Origin of the sequence: Alkalitalea saponilacus (genome assembly GCF_900168165.1) — a bacterium.
In the GTDB taxonomy this organism is placed as follows: Bacteria; Bacteroidota; Bacteroidia; order Bacteroidales; family Marinilabiliaceae; genus Natronoflexus; species Natronoflexus saponilacus.
Genome location: NZ_FUYV01000005.1, coordinates 74917 through 88511, shown reverse-complemented (window position 1 = coordinate 88511; position 13595 = coordinate 74917). Strand labels below are relative to the sequence as shown.

General features: G+C 40.3%; 12 protein-coding genes. 4 read left to right on the top strand and 8 right to left on the bottom strand.

Features of this window, described 5'->3' with window-relative positions; all coding sequences use genetic code 11:
* Positions 1-32 precede the first annotated feature (32 nt).
* Positions 33-308, top strand: coding sequence for a DUF4834 family protein (locus tag B5X70_RS06035; protein ID WP_079557002.1), 276 nt, complete (start codon positions 33-35; stop codon positions 306-308).
* 4 nt (positions 309-312) lie between these two features.
* Here the strand turns inward: B5X70_RS06035 and B5X70_RS06030 are convergent, their stop codons facing one another.
* The 8 genes from B5X70_RS06030 to B5X70_RS05995 form a co-directional block, all read right to left on the bottom strand.
* Positions 313-1017, bottom strand: coding sequence for a phosphoadenylyl-sulfate reductase (locus B5X70_RS06030; RefSeq protein WP_079557001.1), 705 nt, complete (start codon positions 1015-1017; stop codon positions 313-315).
* Positions 1018-1019: 2 nt separating this feature from the next.
* The gene (locus B5X70_RS06025) at positions 1020-2069 is read right to left on the bottom strand and encodes a 6-phosphofructokinase (RefSeq protein WP_232468430.1); all 1050 of its coding nucleotides are present in this window, start codon (positions 2067-2069) and stop codon (positions 1020-1022) included.
* Between the two features lie 97 nt (positions 2070-2166).
* A complete protein-coding gene (locus tag B5X70_RS06020; protein WP_079557000.1) occupies positions 2167-3042 on the bottom strand; it encodes a universal stress protein in 876 nt (291 codons plus the stop codon).
* Positions 3043-3222: 180 nt separating this feature from the next.
* Positions 3223-4272 (bottom strand): tRNA preQ1(34) S-adenosylmethionine ribosyltransferase-isomerase QueA, encoded by a 1050-nt coding sequence (queA, locus tag B5X70_RS06015; protein WP_079556999.1) that lies wholly within the window; start codon positions 4270-4272, stop codon positions 3223-3225.
* A 176-nt stretch (positions 4273-4448) separates the two neighbouring features.
* Positions 4449-5186: a tRNA pseudouridine(55) synthase TruB gene (truB, locus tag B5X70_RS06010; RefSeq protein WP_079556998.1), complete on the bottom strand. Its 738-nt coding sequence runs from the start codon at positions 5184-5186 to the stop codon at positions 4449-4451.
* A gap of 13 nt (positions 5187-5199) precedes the next feature.
* Positions 5200-6012, bottom strand: coding sequence for an undecaprenyl-diphosphate phosphatase (locus B5X70_RS06005; protein ID WP_079556997.1), 813 nt, complete (start codon positions 6010-6012; stop codon positions 5200-5202).
* A 78-nt stretch (positions 6013-6090) separates the two neighbouring features.
* The gene (locus B5X70_RS06000) at positions 6091-6372 is read right to left on the bottom strand and encodes a DUF3098 domain-containing protein (protein ID WP_079556995.1); all 282 of its coding nucleotides are present in this window, start codon (positions 6370-6372) and stop codon (positions 6091-6093) included.
* Positions 6373-6387: 15 nt separating this feature from the next.
* Positions 6388-7257, bottom strand: coding sequence for a cell division protein FtsX (locus B5X70_RS05995; RefSeq protein WP_079556994.1), 870 nt, complete (start codon positions 7255-7257; stop codon positions 6388-6390).
* A 438-nt stretch (positions 7258-7695) separates the two neighbouring features.
* Here B5X70_RS05995 and B5X70_RS05990 point away from each other — a divergent pair, with 438 nt between their 5' ends.
* From B5X70_RS05990 to B5X70_RS05980, 3 genes are read left to right on the top strand one after another with little or no spacing between them, the layout of a single operon-like run.
* Positions 7696-10590 (top strand): glycosyl hydrolase 115 family protein, encoded by a 2895-nt coding sequence (locus tag B5X70_RS05990; RefSeq protein WP_079556992.1) that lies wholly within the window; start codon positions 7696-7698, stop codon positions 10588-10590.
* Between the two features lie 33 nt (positions 10591-10623).
* Positions 10624-11481 carry an AAC(3) family N-acetyltransferase gene (locus B5X70_RS05985; RefSeq protein ID WP_079556990.1) on the top strand — a complete coding sequence of 286 codons (858 nt, stop codon included), beginning with the start codon at positions 10624-10626 and terminating at the stop codon, positions 11479-11481.
* A 5-nt stretch (positions 11482-11486) separates the two neighbouring features.
* Entirely contained in the window at positions 11487-12881 is a 1395-nt protein-coding gene (locus B5X70_RS05980; protein WP_079556989.1) for a polysaccharide deacetylase family protein, read from the top strand.
* Positions 12882-13595: the final 714 nt, after the last annotated feature.

The following is a 13595-nucleotide window of genomic DNA, read 5'->3' as shown; positions in this document are numbered from 1 at the left end:
GATGAACGAGTTGAAAAACCGGAGGGATAGAGATGTTATTTAAAGTATTACTGTTTCTGATTATCATATACTACGTTTTTAAGATTGTAGGACGCATTTTTTTACCCATTTTCATGACCAGCAGAATCAGGAAAATGGAGGAGCAAAAGGAAAAAGCCTACCGGGAGTACTTAAAGCAGAAGAAACGAAATGAAGGAAAGGTGACAGTTGATCAGGTGCCTCACCAGAAAAAGCAACAGCCGCGAAAAACGCGGCCGTTTAATAATGATTCTTCCGGCGAATATGTAGACTTTGAGGAGGTTAAATAGGGTTTTACCTTTTATGAAGTCCACACTCCTTTGTGTCGGGATTTTCCCACCACCAGCGTCCTGCACGCACATCTTCGCCGGGTTCAATGGCGCGGGTACACGGCTGGCAACCAATTGAGGGGAAACCTTTATCATGTAAAGTATTATAGGGAACTTTATTGGTATGTATATAGTCCCAAACCTGTTCTTCGCTCCAGTGCGCAAGCGGATTTACTTTAACCAGGTTATTATTTTCATCCCATTCTACAACGTTGATACCGCTTCGGGTTACAGCCTGTCCGGCACGCAAACCGCAAATCCATGCATCAAGGCCGGCGAAAGCTCTTTGCAAGGGTTCAATTTTCCTTAAATGGCAGCAAAACTTCCGGTTTTCTATACTTTCATAAAAGAGATTGATCCCTTTACTGTTGACCATCTCCTGAACTTTATCCTTATCAGGGAAGAAAATTTCAATTTTAGTTTTATACTTTCTGGAGGTACGGTCAATAAGATCGTATGTTTCAGGGAACAGGCGACCTGTATCGAGCGTGAAAACACACGCATTTGCATCAATTTTAAGAAGCATATCAGTCAATACCTGGTCTTCGGCTCCAAGGCTGGATGAAAGTGCCACCTTGTCCCCAAAAAGGCTTAATATGCGCCCTAAAATTTCCTGAGGTGTAGCTGAGTTTAATTCTTCGTTTAATTTTATGATCTCTTCTTTTTGCATTTTTATATCTTTCTTTTTGTACAGTCGCCAAAACACACACCCATACTCCGACCTTTTGCTATCAGACTGTGATCCGGTTCAATTAAACGTGTTTTTCCACCCACTTCCGAGAGGGGAACGCTTGTTACAAGGCCGTTTCTCAAGGCCACCATTTTGCCAAATTCCCGATTGTGAACCATTTGGGCGGCATAGGTTCCAAATCTGGTGGCCAATATTCTGTCGGTAGCAGTTGGTGTTCCTCCGCGTTGAATGTATCCCAGAATGGTTTCTCTTGTTTCCAGACCGGTGGCTCTTTTTATCTGCTTTGCCATATAGGCTCCAGCCGATTTTTTCTTTCCCTCTTTAAAAATCCCTTCTCCCACTACTACAATGGAATATGGTTTCTTTTTATGGCTGCGCTCAAGCAGGCACTTAGCCACCAGTTCCATGTCATAGGGAATTTCAGGTAGTAAAATAACGTCTCCACCACCTGCAATTCCGGAATATAAGGCAATCCAACCGGCGTGATGCCCCATGACCTCAATTACCATAACCCGTTTATGTGAATTGGCTGTGGTGTGGAGTCTGTCGATGGCTTCGGTGGCAATGTGAACAGCGGTATCAAAACCAAAGGTGAGATCGGTGCCCCAAATGTCATTGTCAATGGTTTTTGGAACACCAATGATGTTAAGTCCTTCTTTGGCAAGGAGATCAGCGGTTTTCTGGGTTCCGTTTCCTCCAATACAAACCAGAGCTTCAAGGTTGAGCTCTTCGTAATGTTTCTTAATCAGCGATGGTATCACTGTCGGATCTTCTCCTTCGTTAACTTTAAAAGGCTTTAACCTTGATGTCCCGAGAATTGTTCCTCCTAAGGTCAAAATTCCGGAGAGCTGTGATTCGCTCAACGATATGGTTTGTTTTTCCACCAAACCGCTGAATCCATTGATTATGCCCACAACGTCCATACCATACTCAACAATGGCTGTTTTACCAACCCCACGTATGGCTGCATTTATGCCGGGGCAGTCTCCACCGGCAGACAATATGCCTACCCTCATTTTCTTACTGCGCATACTCATTGGTTTTTAATTTTTTTACAGTCAGGGCTATATATTGTTAAACCATTTAGCAGTTGATGTTGTTTTCAATCTGCCCTGTTTTTTTAGATTTCTACGAATGAAAAATCAGTAATGGTATATCTGTATTAAATAACATTTTTCTGGTTACCGATGGGCTGAACACTTTTCGTAAAAGTGTTCGTTTGCGGCGGGTCATGGCAATCAGATGGGTTGGGTTTTCGGTGATGTACTCTTCAAGTGTCTTTAAATAATTTTTACCGGTTATGATATCAAAATTGATGTTGTAATTGCGATATGTGGAGTCGCAATAAGTTCGCAATTGTTCCATTTTTCGTATCACATTCTTATCTGCTTTTCCTGTAGAGTGGTAAACGGCACTGATCTCGGTGTGAAACGGCGAGATTAACCTGATTAACCGGTGTAGGGATATGTAATCCCTGTCATTGAGTTCAATTAAAAACAGGACTTTTCCCAGTTGGGTCAGATCAATGGTAGAGTGGGACGGAACCGCCAGAACCGGTGCGGTGACTTTTTGTACAACATCACTTGTGACACTTCCAAGTGTCTCTTTTATGGTTTCTCCTTTGCTTTTGGTTCCCATGATGATGACATCAAAGGACTCCTTATTACTGATGCGTGGAATCACATCTTCAGGATAACCATATTCGAACCGGTATTCCAGCTGAATGTTTTTGTTTTGAAGTGAACTCATGGAGTTCACGATGTTTCCTGTCAGTTCTTTAAGCTTTTCTCTTGTTTCGTGATCCTTCTTCTCTATGGAAGTCTTGGCATCATAAAACTCAGGCGTCTCCTTTTCAACCAAAGGCTCTTCTTCCAACGATACGTATTCGGAAAAACAGTGCAGAATAAAAACACCCGCCGGAAATTTTTCAGCCAGTGTTAATGCAAATGTCAACGCGTTAAGCGAGTATTCGGAGAAATTTACCGGTACCAGAATCTTTATCATAACAGGTTGTTTGGTTTATCTGCTATTAATTAGGAGCAAAATCCTATTTAATGGTGAAATTTAATACTTTTTTCTTACGGAATCATGCTTTGAACCCTTAAAAATAAAAAAGAGAATCGTAAACGTACGATTCTCTTTTTTATTAATTGTTATCATCTGGTTATGTTTGTTGCATGTTGATTAAATAATCAGCATGGCATCGCCATATGTTCCAAATCGGTATTTCTCCTTAACGGCTGTTTTATAGGCTTTCATCACCAAATCGTATCCGCCAAATGCTGCTACCATCATTAATAGGGTAGAGTATGGCAAATGAAAGTTGGATACCATGCAATTTGCCACCTGAAAGTCATAAGCCGGAAAGATGAACTTGTTTGTCCAGCCTTCAAAAGGCTTAACGTGACCAAAGGTACTCACTGAGGTTTCCAGCGTTCGCATTACCGTGGTTCCTACGGCGCAGATTCTGTTTTTCCGGTCTTTACCGTCGTTTATGATTTGTGCTGCTTCATCAGTTATTTGAATCTGTTCGGAGTCCATTTTGTGTTTGGTCAAATCCTCCACATCAACTGTTCGGAAGTTTCCAAGTCCAACATGCAAGGTAATATATGAAAAATGAGTGCCTTTAATCTCCAGTCGTTTGAGCAACTCCCTGCTGAAATGCAATCCTGCGGTAGGGGCCGCAACAGCTCCTTCGTTGCGGGCAAAAATGGTTTGATAACGCTCGCTGTCCTCCGGCTCAACTTCTCTTTTTATGAATTTTGGAAGTGGCGTTTCTCCCAGGCTGTAAAGGGTTTTCTTAAAATCTTCGTGGGAACCGTCGTACAGAAAACGCAGTGTACGTCCCCGTGAGGTGGTGTTATCGATTACCTCGGCCACCAAGGCATCATCATCTCCAAAATAGAGTTTGTTGCCAATTCTGATTTTTCTTGCAGGGTCTACCAATACATCCCATAGCCGCTGCTCTGCGTTGAGCTCCCTTAGAAGAAAAACCTCAATTTCGGCACCGGTTTTTTCTTTATTTCCATAAAGCCTGGCAGGAAATACCTTGGTATCGTTAAATACAAAAACATCATCGGTTACAAAGTAGTTGATGATCTCTTTGAAAACTTTGTGTTCAATTTTTCCGGTTGCCCGGTGGACTACCATCAAACGGGACTCATCCCTGTTATGTGTAGGATGAAGAGCAATGAGTTCTTCCGGTAGCTTGTACTTAAATTTTGATAACTTCATTACAACAATATCGTTAAATGAAACATTTATGAGCTCTTCAGCTCATAATAAAATGATGAATAATAATGATGTTTGTTTACCTGCTTTTTTTTAAAACGGTAAAGAGGAACATCCTCCTGTAAATATTTTTAGGTGCAAAGAAAAAAACTCCGCTTACCTAAACTTCTTTTATACGATTAAACCGATGAAATTGTTTTCAGTTTTTCTTCAAATTCCTGCGGACTTATGGCCTTTTCGTTTCTGAATGAACCGCTGGCAGTTCGTACCAGTCCCGACAGGTATGCACCTGTATTAAGTGATTTGCCTAAATCATGCGCGAATGACCGTATGTATGTTCCTTTGGAACATAAAATTCTTATAACCGCTTCCGACTCATTAAAACTTATCAGCTCGGCTTCATGAATTTCTATTTCGCGCTGCGACATGACTACATCTTTACCTTTGCGGGCATGCTCATAAGCTCGTTGTCCGTTAACTTTTATGGCTGAAAAAAGAGGGGGTGTTTGCAACTGTTTCCCCAGAAAATCCTTCAAAACCTCTTTTATTTGTGCCTCGCTAACGTGACTGCAATCATGCTCTTCATCAATTTCTGTTTCCAGATCGTACGATGGTCTTGTGGCTCCAAATTTAACATGCGCAACGTACTCTTTATCCATTCCGGTAAATAGCGGGATTTGCTTGGTTGCTTTCCCGGTGCATAAAATCAACAGACCTGTTGCCAGTGGATCCAGGGTTCCTGCATGTCCCACCTTGATTTTTCTGATACCAAGATGGATTCGGAAAAGAATCCGTATTTTATTGACCACATCAAAGGATGACCATGTCAGTGGTTTGTCGATAAGTAATACGATTCCGTCTTTAAAATCTTCGGCGCTATAGCTCTCTTCGGGATTGAAGACCCTGATGTTTTCCATTCACTAATCTCTTCTACAATAAACTGCCTGTAATGGCTATTGCGGCAACGATGGCACAATAGATGGCAAAATATATCAGCTTACCTTTTTTTACAATGTTAATCATCCATTTACAGGCAAATAGCCCGGCCAGAAAGGCCGCCACAAATCCTATTAACAGCACTCCAAAACCAAGTCCCTGTAAAGAAGGATCGCCGGCCGGAGTCTCTTTTAACGAACTGAGAACACTCAGGAAATTCTCCCCAAGAATTGGAACCAGAACCATCAAAAATGAGAAACGCGCCATTTCGCTCCTCTTGTTACCCAGTAACAACCCGGTGGCAATGGTGGCTCCTGAACGGGAAATCCCGGGCATAACGGCTACTGTTTGAGCTATACCGATAATAAATGCATCGCGGTAGGAAATGTCCCGGTTTCCTGATTTTTTATAATAGGCAAAGGCCAGAAGTGAAGCTGTTACCAATAGCATTAACCCTACTATCAACAATATGTTCGGTGCATCAAAAACTGCTTCTACCTGATCCTTGAAAAACAAGCCGACAATGGCTATGGGAATCATGGATACAGCGATTTTTGAAATGTACCGGGTTTCATCATTCCATTTAAACCGGAACAGTCCTATTATAAGATTGGCAATATCTTGTCTGAACACTACAAGCGTACTAAGTACGGTGGCGCCATGAACCAGAACTGTGAAATAGAGATTTTCGGTAGTTTCAACCCCAAGAAGTTGCTTTCCTAATTCTAAATGACCGCTGCTGCTTACCGGCAAAAATTCTGTTAAACCCTGAATGAGTCCGAGGATGAGCGCTTCAATCCAATTCATAAAATGAGTGCTTTGCGATTTTTTGATTATAGAACAATTAAATGAACACCTACGTGTTCATTTAAAACTGTGCAGATATTATTTCTTCTTTTTTTTATCCACTTCAGGCTTTTTCATGATGGCATATATGGCAAAAACAAAGCCTGCCAATGCCGTCATCGGACCTAAAGTAACTCTTCTGAAGTCAAATATTTTGTCACTAAAAACATTTGGATCGTCGCTCCCACCACCGGTCATTATTATAAAACCAAGAACAACGAGGCCAAACGCAATGGCCAAAAGTTTGTAGTTCTCTTTATCCAATGGCATCTCAAGCTTGCCGGCTGTTTTTTCTTTTTTATAACTCTCTTTTTTCGACATGTCTTCCGGTTTTTATCAGTAATAGAGTTGATCGGTTTTTAGTCTCAGGTATTTATTTACAGCAAAAAATGTTGAGACGAATGTGATCATCAGCCCTAATAAGATGACAATTAAAAACAGTAATCCAATTAATATGATGTTGGAGAATCCAATGACTCCGTCCAGTTCGTTGCTTAAGCCGTATATCATGAGTGATAACAGAACAATGGCCACCGTTGCTCCTGCCAGACCATGAAGAAGGCTTTTCCATAGAAAAGGCCGTCGGATAAATCCTTTGGTGGCGCCTACCAGTTGCATGGTTTTTATTAAAAATCGCTTAGAGTAGACTGATAGCCTGATGGTGTTGTTGATCAATGCAATGCTGATGACAAGAAGTAAAAGACTGAAAACCCCAAGCACCAGCGTAATTTTTCGTATGTTCTCGTTGATGGCATCCAGCAGGTTTTTTTGATAATAAACTTCTTTTACCTGTGGAAAGCTCATGATTTGGGCTTCAATGCGAGCCATGCTGTCGGGGTTGGCCCATTGAGCTGCAAGTTTTACTTCAATGGATGCCAAAAGAGGATTATATCCCAAAAACTCAACAAAATCTTCTCCCAACTCTTCCTTCAGTGCGTCCGCCGCCTGATCCTTATTAATATATTCTGCAATCCTTACATAAGGGGCTGCATTTAAAATGGTCTGAAGTCTTACAACTTCGGCTTCGCGGGCATTGTCATTAATTAAGATGGTAAAACCAAGATTTTCCTTGATGTAGGTAGATAGCCTGTTGGCGTTGAGAAACAGAAACCCGATGATGCCAAGTAAAAACAAAACCAGTGAAATACTGATGATGGTAGTGGCATAAGAACTCCGTAATTTTCTCCTGGCAATGGAACTGCTCATATATTTTACCCGTTTTGATCACAAAAGGACATAGTCATCTCAAATTACTGGCAAATATACTACAATTGCGATAACATTCAAGAAATAACGGCCTTGGATTCATCTTAAATTAGGTTAAAATTGCAGGTGGATTAGTCATTTCTTGTGTTGAACACGCTAATGCACACGTGTGCATTAGCGTGTTAACATTACAATGAATAATTAATAACTTTCTTATATTTATCGGATAATTGTAAATCATTTCAATTATTTTCGTTTTTAATTTGTTCAAAATGCGTTGTTTCGGCATTCATGATTCACATGTAATAGCGTGTAATTCACGATGATTTAGCTTGACGCTAAGGTTTTTATGATGTAACATCCATGTCGAGTAAGTTTTGTCGCTCAAAGGATTGATTTTCATGATTGCTCAATCTGGTAACTAAAAAATATAAACAGATGAAATTACTGTCCACTATTCTTTTAATAGGCATGCTGACCTGCTCTGTTTTTGCAGGAATGGCTGAAAATAATTCCTACGTTTTTGAAGAAAAAGGCGAGGCCTTTTTTGTTTTAAGCGATATGGAATATACAGCATCCTTATTAATTAACTCAGATGACTCTCCTTCAGTTACAAGAGCATTTGGTGATTTACAGGAAGATATCTATCGGGTAACCGGAAGAAAGCCGGAACTAAAGTATGATGAGGTTTCTACTGCAAAATATGCTGTAATTGCGGGCACTTTAGGCCAGAGCAAGTTGATTGATGATTTGGTTAATCGTGGGCATATTGATAAACAAGAGTTAGAAGGTAAATGGGAGAAATTCATTATAAAAACAGTTGAAAATCCACTCCCCGGCATCGAAAACGCGCTGGTTATTGCCGGAAGTGACAGACGGGGAACTGTTTTCGGAATTTATGATGTATCGGAAAAAATAGGAGTGTCACCATGGTATTATTGGGCTGATGTGCCTATAAAGAAGAAAAACCAGATTTATATTAAACCCGGCACCTATACAGATGGTGAGCCTGTCGTTAAATACAGAGGGATTTTTATTAACGACGAGGCACCTGCCCTTAGGAATTGGGCCATTGAAAATTTTGGAGGCCTTAACCATAAATTTTATTCTACCGTATATGAATTATTGCTAAGAAGTAAAGCCAATTTTTTGTGGCCGGCCATGTGGCTACCTTCAATGTTTTATGTGGATGACCCATTAAACCCTAAGGTTGCAGATGAGTATGGAATTGTTATCTCTACCACGCATCATGAGCCTATGATGCGTGCACATAACGAGTGGAATCATTTTTATGGCGGCGAGTGGAATTATGAAACCAATAAGGAAAATCTTCGTGAATTTTGGCGCGAAGGGGTTGAACGCATCGGAGATTATGAGACTTTTGTCACAGTTGGAATGCGCGGTGATGGCGATCTGGCTATGACAGACGAAACAGCCACTGAACTACTGGAGACCATTATTGCCGATCAACGGGAAATCATAGCTGATGTAACAGGTAAACCAGCCAGTGAAACTCCTCAGCTATGGGCAATTTACAAGGAAGTTCAGGATTATTGGGATCAGGGAATGCGCGTTGATGACGATATTTTGATCCTGCTGTGTAACGATAATTGGGGAAATGTCAGTCTATTACCAAAAGAGCATGAACTGGATCACAAAGCAGGTTTTGGAATGTACTACCATTTCAATTATGTCGGTGCACCTGTTTCATACAGATGGCATAATGTAACCCAGATTGAACGGGTGTGGGAGCAAATGAAGATCACATACGATTTTGGCGTAAAAGAATTGTGGTTGGTTAATGTTGGAGATATTAAACCCATGGAGTTCCCTATCAGCTTCTTTCTTGATTTTGCATGGAATCCGGAAGCAATTCAAGCCGGTGATCTGCCAAACTACTACATCAACTGGGCTGAGCGTAAGTTTGGAGATACCCATAAACATGATATTGCAGAGCTTATAGCTCTTTATACAAAATATAATGCTCGCAGAACGCATGAGATGTTATCACCTGAAACATACAGCATCGAAAATTATAGGGAAGCAGATCGGATTATTAATGATTTCAGATTGTTATTGGAAAGAAGCAAGGAAATCTATGAACAGATGCCTGAAACTCATAAATCTGCATTTTATCAATTGGTGTTATCACCAATTGAGATGAGCAGCAACCTTAATGAACTGTATGTTACGGCAGCAAAAAACAGGCTTTATGCTTTACAGGGACGTGCTTCTACAAACATTTATGTTGATAAGGTGAGAGATCTCTTTTTTAAGGATGACGAACTAACCCGCCAGTTTCACGAAGATCTGGAAGACGGCAAGTGGAACCACATGATGTCTCAGAACCGCATTGGATACACCAGTTGGAATCATCCCCGGGCAAACATTATGCCCGCTGTATCATATATTCACATACCAAATAAACCAAAACTGGGGTTTGAGGTTGAGTATGGCTCCGAGGCCGTATGGGCAGGTTTTAGTATTGAAGGAGAACCAACGTTCAGCGATAGTTTTTCTGAATTTGACCCCTATAATCAGCAAGAATACTATGTGGATATTTTTAACATGGGAGAAGGCAGGTTAATCTATTCGGTTGAAGCTAAAAACGATTGGATAAACTTATCCGGGACAGGAGGCAGCATAGAGTTCGATGAGAGGGTTTATGTAAGCATTGATTGGGAAAAAGTTCCGGATGGAAACCCGGTGGGAGAAATAATGATAAAAGGTGCCGGGCAGGAGCATCAGGTGAAAATTCCGGTTCGCAATGAGCTTCCTAAAGCCTCCGGGTTTGTGGAAAACAACGGAGTTGTTTCAATAGGAGCGGCCAATTTTACTAATAAATTTGATTCAGAAGAACTTTGCTGGACAGTAGTCCCGAACCTTGGTCGCGAAAGTTCCTCAATTATTGTTGAGCCATTTAACTCTCCGACTCAAACCCTTAGTGAAAACTCTCCCATGGTAGAATACGAATTCACTGTATTTGATGCAGGTGAGATAACAGTTGAAGCTTATCTTTCGCCAACGCAGGATTTTAAAAAGCAAGGCGGTTTAAAATTTGCCATTTCTATTAACGATGAGAAACCGCAAATTATTAATATGAATGAAGGTGAAATAGTTCCCGATTATAAATATGCCGACTGGTGGATGCAATCGGTTGGCAATCAGATAAAGATTAAAACATCGCGACATCATATCAATGAACCCGGGAAACAAACCCTTAAGCTGTGGGTGGTTGATACAGGAATCGTGTTCCAAAAGTTTGTAATAGACGCCGGAGGTTTGAGAGAATCGTATTTAGGGCCACCTGAAAGCAAGTATATTGGACGATGAATTCCCTTTTGAGACATATAATGTTATTCGAATATGGTTTTGACAAGAGCAATTTTATTGAATGATCTGATTAATCTCGGAATAAAACCGGGAACCATTCTGCATCTTATGGTTTCAGTTCGTTCAATTGGTTTAATGGAAGATGGTGCCAGAACCTTGTTGGGAGCTTTGTTGGATACAGTTGGTGAGAAAGGAGCCCTCATAGCCAATGGATATTTGAACGCTTTTCCACTGCCCTTGTCAGAAAAGGATTCATTGGTACTAAGCAAACCTGATTCTCCTTCTTATGCCGGAGCTATTGTTGATTTAATGATAAATCATCCTGATATGATACGCAGCAATCACCCGGTTAAAAAGTTTGTTGCAATAGGCCGCTCAGCAAGAGATATAATTGAATCACATACATCTGACAGCATGGCATATGAGCCATTAGAGAAATTGGCTGAAGCTGGAGCATGGCATTTAACCATTGGAGAAAATGTCAACGTTACGGGCACTGCTCATGTGGCCATCGAGGAGTTGCCATTTAATAAGAAGCGAAAAGTTGAAGGCATCAACTATCTTGATGAAGACGGGAATGTGAACTTGTATGAAGCCAAATACAAAGGAGGATGTACCCAAGGGTTTCCAAAATTTATCCCGCATTATGAAAATGCGGGCATTTTAGTAAAAGGAAAGGTTGGAAATGGTGTTGCTTATCTAACAAAGATGAACGAAACCCTAAGGATTGAAAGAGAGATTCTTAAAAGAGACCCCGCCTTTTTCTTTTGCAATGACCCCACATGTAAAGATTGTCGTTTGCGTTGGGATCATTCAACCGGAAATTACCTAAGTGTGAAGTTTCACAGCGCAGTAAAAATTATTAAGAATAGATTTCAATCTATAATTTAATTGAGATGCAATATACCACAAATATAGAGTATATTATAAATCATTTATCATTTCATTGGGAGCCTGATGATGAGGTGGTGTCGAAATTCTTTTTCGTAAAGAGCAGCGATAAGTTACCGAATAAGGAAGAGCCTGTCATCATTTTTCCTTTATGTGATGAAATTCTCGAAACCCCGGTTTCCATTAGCATTCTTGAAAAAGAGATTCCCGTTTTGTTTTCGGATAGTCCTGAATTGAATACATTCTATACTTTAAATGAATATGGACAAATCATATTTAATCATGATTTTATAACGTCTTCATTTTATCTTTTGGCCGGTGTTGCAGAGCAATCCGGAAAGAGGGATCAGTTTGACAGGTTTAGTTATGAAGTTTCTGTTCAGTACCGTTTGGGTTGTCCGGAAATTCCGTTGGTAAACTATTATTTTGAAGCCATACTTCAGGGAATTGAGGCTTTTTGCCATTTTCATAAGATATCATTTAAGCGAAAGAGGCTTTTTGACCGTTTCGGGTTTTTCCTGAGCCATGATGTGGATCGTGTTGCGTTCTATCATCCTAAAGAGGTTTTATATAAGATTAAGCAGCTATCGGGACTGGCTCCCCGAAGTATTGGGTATGGAAAAACCATAAAGTATTTCTTTAAAGGGGTTTTCAAGAATTTATTTCCACTTGCACTTAAAGATCCCTGGTGGAATTTCGATTATCTGATCAATCTGGAAAAAAATCTGGGAATTAAATCAACCTGGTTTTTTCTTCACAGGGAACATAAAAATCTTGACTCACAATATAGGTTGACTGATCAAAGAATGGTTAATCTGATCAAAAGATTAAGTGAATTCGGTTTTGAAACCGGATTGCATGGCTCTTATTATTCGGCGAATGACTCTTTTAAGTTAAAGTATCAGTTTAATCTATTTGAAAAAGTAACTGGTCGAAAACCGGTTGGCATTCGCCAGCATTTTTTAAGAGTCACCGGCACTGAAACTTTCAGGAACCAGGAGGCTGTTGGTTTGGCTTATGATACCTCTCTCTCTTTTGCTGGCCATGAAGGTTTTCGAAACGGATATTGCTATCCCTTTAAACTTTACGATTTGGAAAAAAATCGTGAACTTGATTTATGGGAAATCCCATTGAGCATGATGGAGATATCTCCTTTAAATTATCGCAAAGTTGGGTTAAATGGCTTGAATGCTTCAGTTTTTAAACTCATTGAAGAGGCTGAGCGTTTTGGAGGCGTTTTTTCCCTGCTTTGGCATAATTGCCGATTGATGGATGACGAGTATCCCGGTGTTTCTGAGTTTTATCCAAAATTATTGAAGGATATAATGAGTAAAAATCCAGAATCGGTTACAGGACAGCAAATTATGTCTGTTATAAAAGGGTCGAAAACATCTCACTAATCTAGCCGTGTTCTTGTGTGGGAAGATTTTAACAATGGTTCGTTCAGTTTAACGCAGGGGCGTAAGCCCTGATATCTTCGTAGCAGCAAAGCAATGAACCAATTCATCAAGGGGCGTTAGCCCTGATATCTTGCCAAATCAATCGGGGCTCACCTCATTTGGTAAGATCCTTTTTTAATCTAATGCTTTCTATATTGTTTTTAGATTTTTTGAGTCTATAATTAGTTTTGCCTAAATAGTTATACTTACCCCGAAAGGGTTTAATCAATAGCCTGGGGTGCATCCCCGGGATTGTGAAATAAAATAACACAGCCCTGAAAGGGCAACAGCAATTCTAATCCATGATAATATTTTCATCAGAAGGCTCATTTTGAAAAGAGATATTTTGATGATGTTCTTCCTGATTATTTGTATCTGGTGTGAAGATAAAAAGGATTACCTCCCTCGCTCACCCCCCTAACTCCCAAGGGGGAAACACCAAATGCACCAGGTTAACCCGTCATTTTATGGTTGACTTGACACTGGCTATATTGCTTACACCCTTTCAGGACGTAAATTCTCATTGCGGTTACTCCCAAGACGTTCCCGTTGGGTTGAAATAATCTGCCACTCCGTGGCGTTGCAATAAGCAAGATACTTTATCTGTGCGCTACATCAATGCCAAAAGTATTTTCAATGCTGCAAGCCTTATTTCATCCAACCTAAAACAATACT

Excerpts from the sequence above, each read along its gene's own strand:
- B5X70_RS06000 (WP_079556995.1), bottom strand. The coding sequence starts at position 6,372 with ATGTCGAAAAAAGAGAGTTATAAAAAAGAAAAAACAGCCGGCAAGCTT.
- B5X70_RS05995 (WP_079556994.1), bottom strand. The coding sequence starts at position 7,257 with ATGAGCAGTTCCATTGCCAGGAGAAAATTACGGAGTTCTTATGCCACT.
- B5X70_RS06020 (WP_079557000.1), bottom strand. The coding sequence starts at position 3,042 with ATGATAAAGATTCTGGTACCGGTAAATTTCTCCGAATACTCGCTTAAC.
- B5X70_RS06005 (WP_079556997.1), bottom strand. The coding sequence starts at position 6,012 with ATGAATTGGATTGAAGCGCTCATCCTCGGACTCATTCAGGGTTTAACA.
- truB (WP_079556998.1), bottom strand. The coding sequence starts at position 5,186 with ATGGAAAACATCAGGGTCTTCAATCCCGAAGAGAGCTATAGCGCCGAA.
- B5X70_RS06035 (WP_079557002.1), top strand. The coding sequence starts at position 33 with ATGTTATTTAAAGTATTACTGTTTCTGATTATCATATACTACGTTTTT.
- B5X70_RS06025 (WP_232468430.1), bottom strand. The coding sequence starts at position 2,069 with ATGCGCAGTAAGAAAATGAGGGTAGGCATATTGTCTGCCGGTGGAGAC.
- B5X70_RS05980 (WP_079556989.1), top strand. The coding sequence starts at position 11,487 with ATGCAATATACCACAAATATAGAGTATATTATAAATCATTTATCATTT.
- B5X70_RS05990 (WP_079556992.1), top strand. The coding sequence starts at position 7,696 with ATGAAATTACTGTCCACTATTCTTTTAATAGGCATGCTGACCTGCTCT.
- B5X70_RS05985 (WP_079556990.1), top strand. The coding sequence starts at position 10,624 with ATGGTTTTGACAAGAGCAATTTTATTGAATGATCTGATTAATCTCGGA.
- B5X70_RS06030 (WP_079557001.1), bottom strand. The coding sequence starts at position 1,017 with ATGCAAAAAGAAGAGATCATAAAATTAAACGAAGAATTAAACTCAGCT.
- queA (WP_079556999.1), bottom strand. The coding sequence starts at position 4,272 with ATGAAGTTATCAAAATTTAAGTACAAGCTACCGGAAGAACTCATTGCT.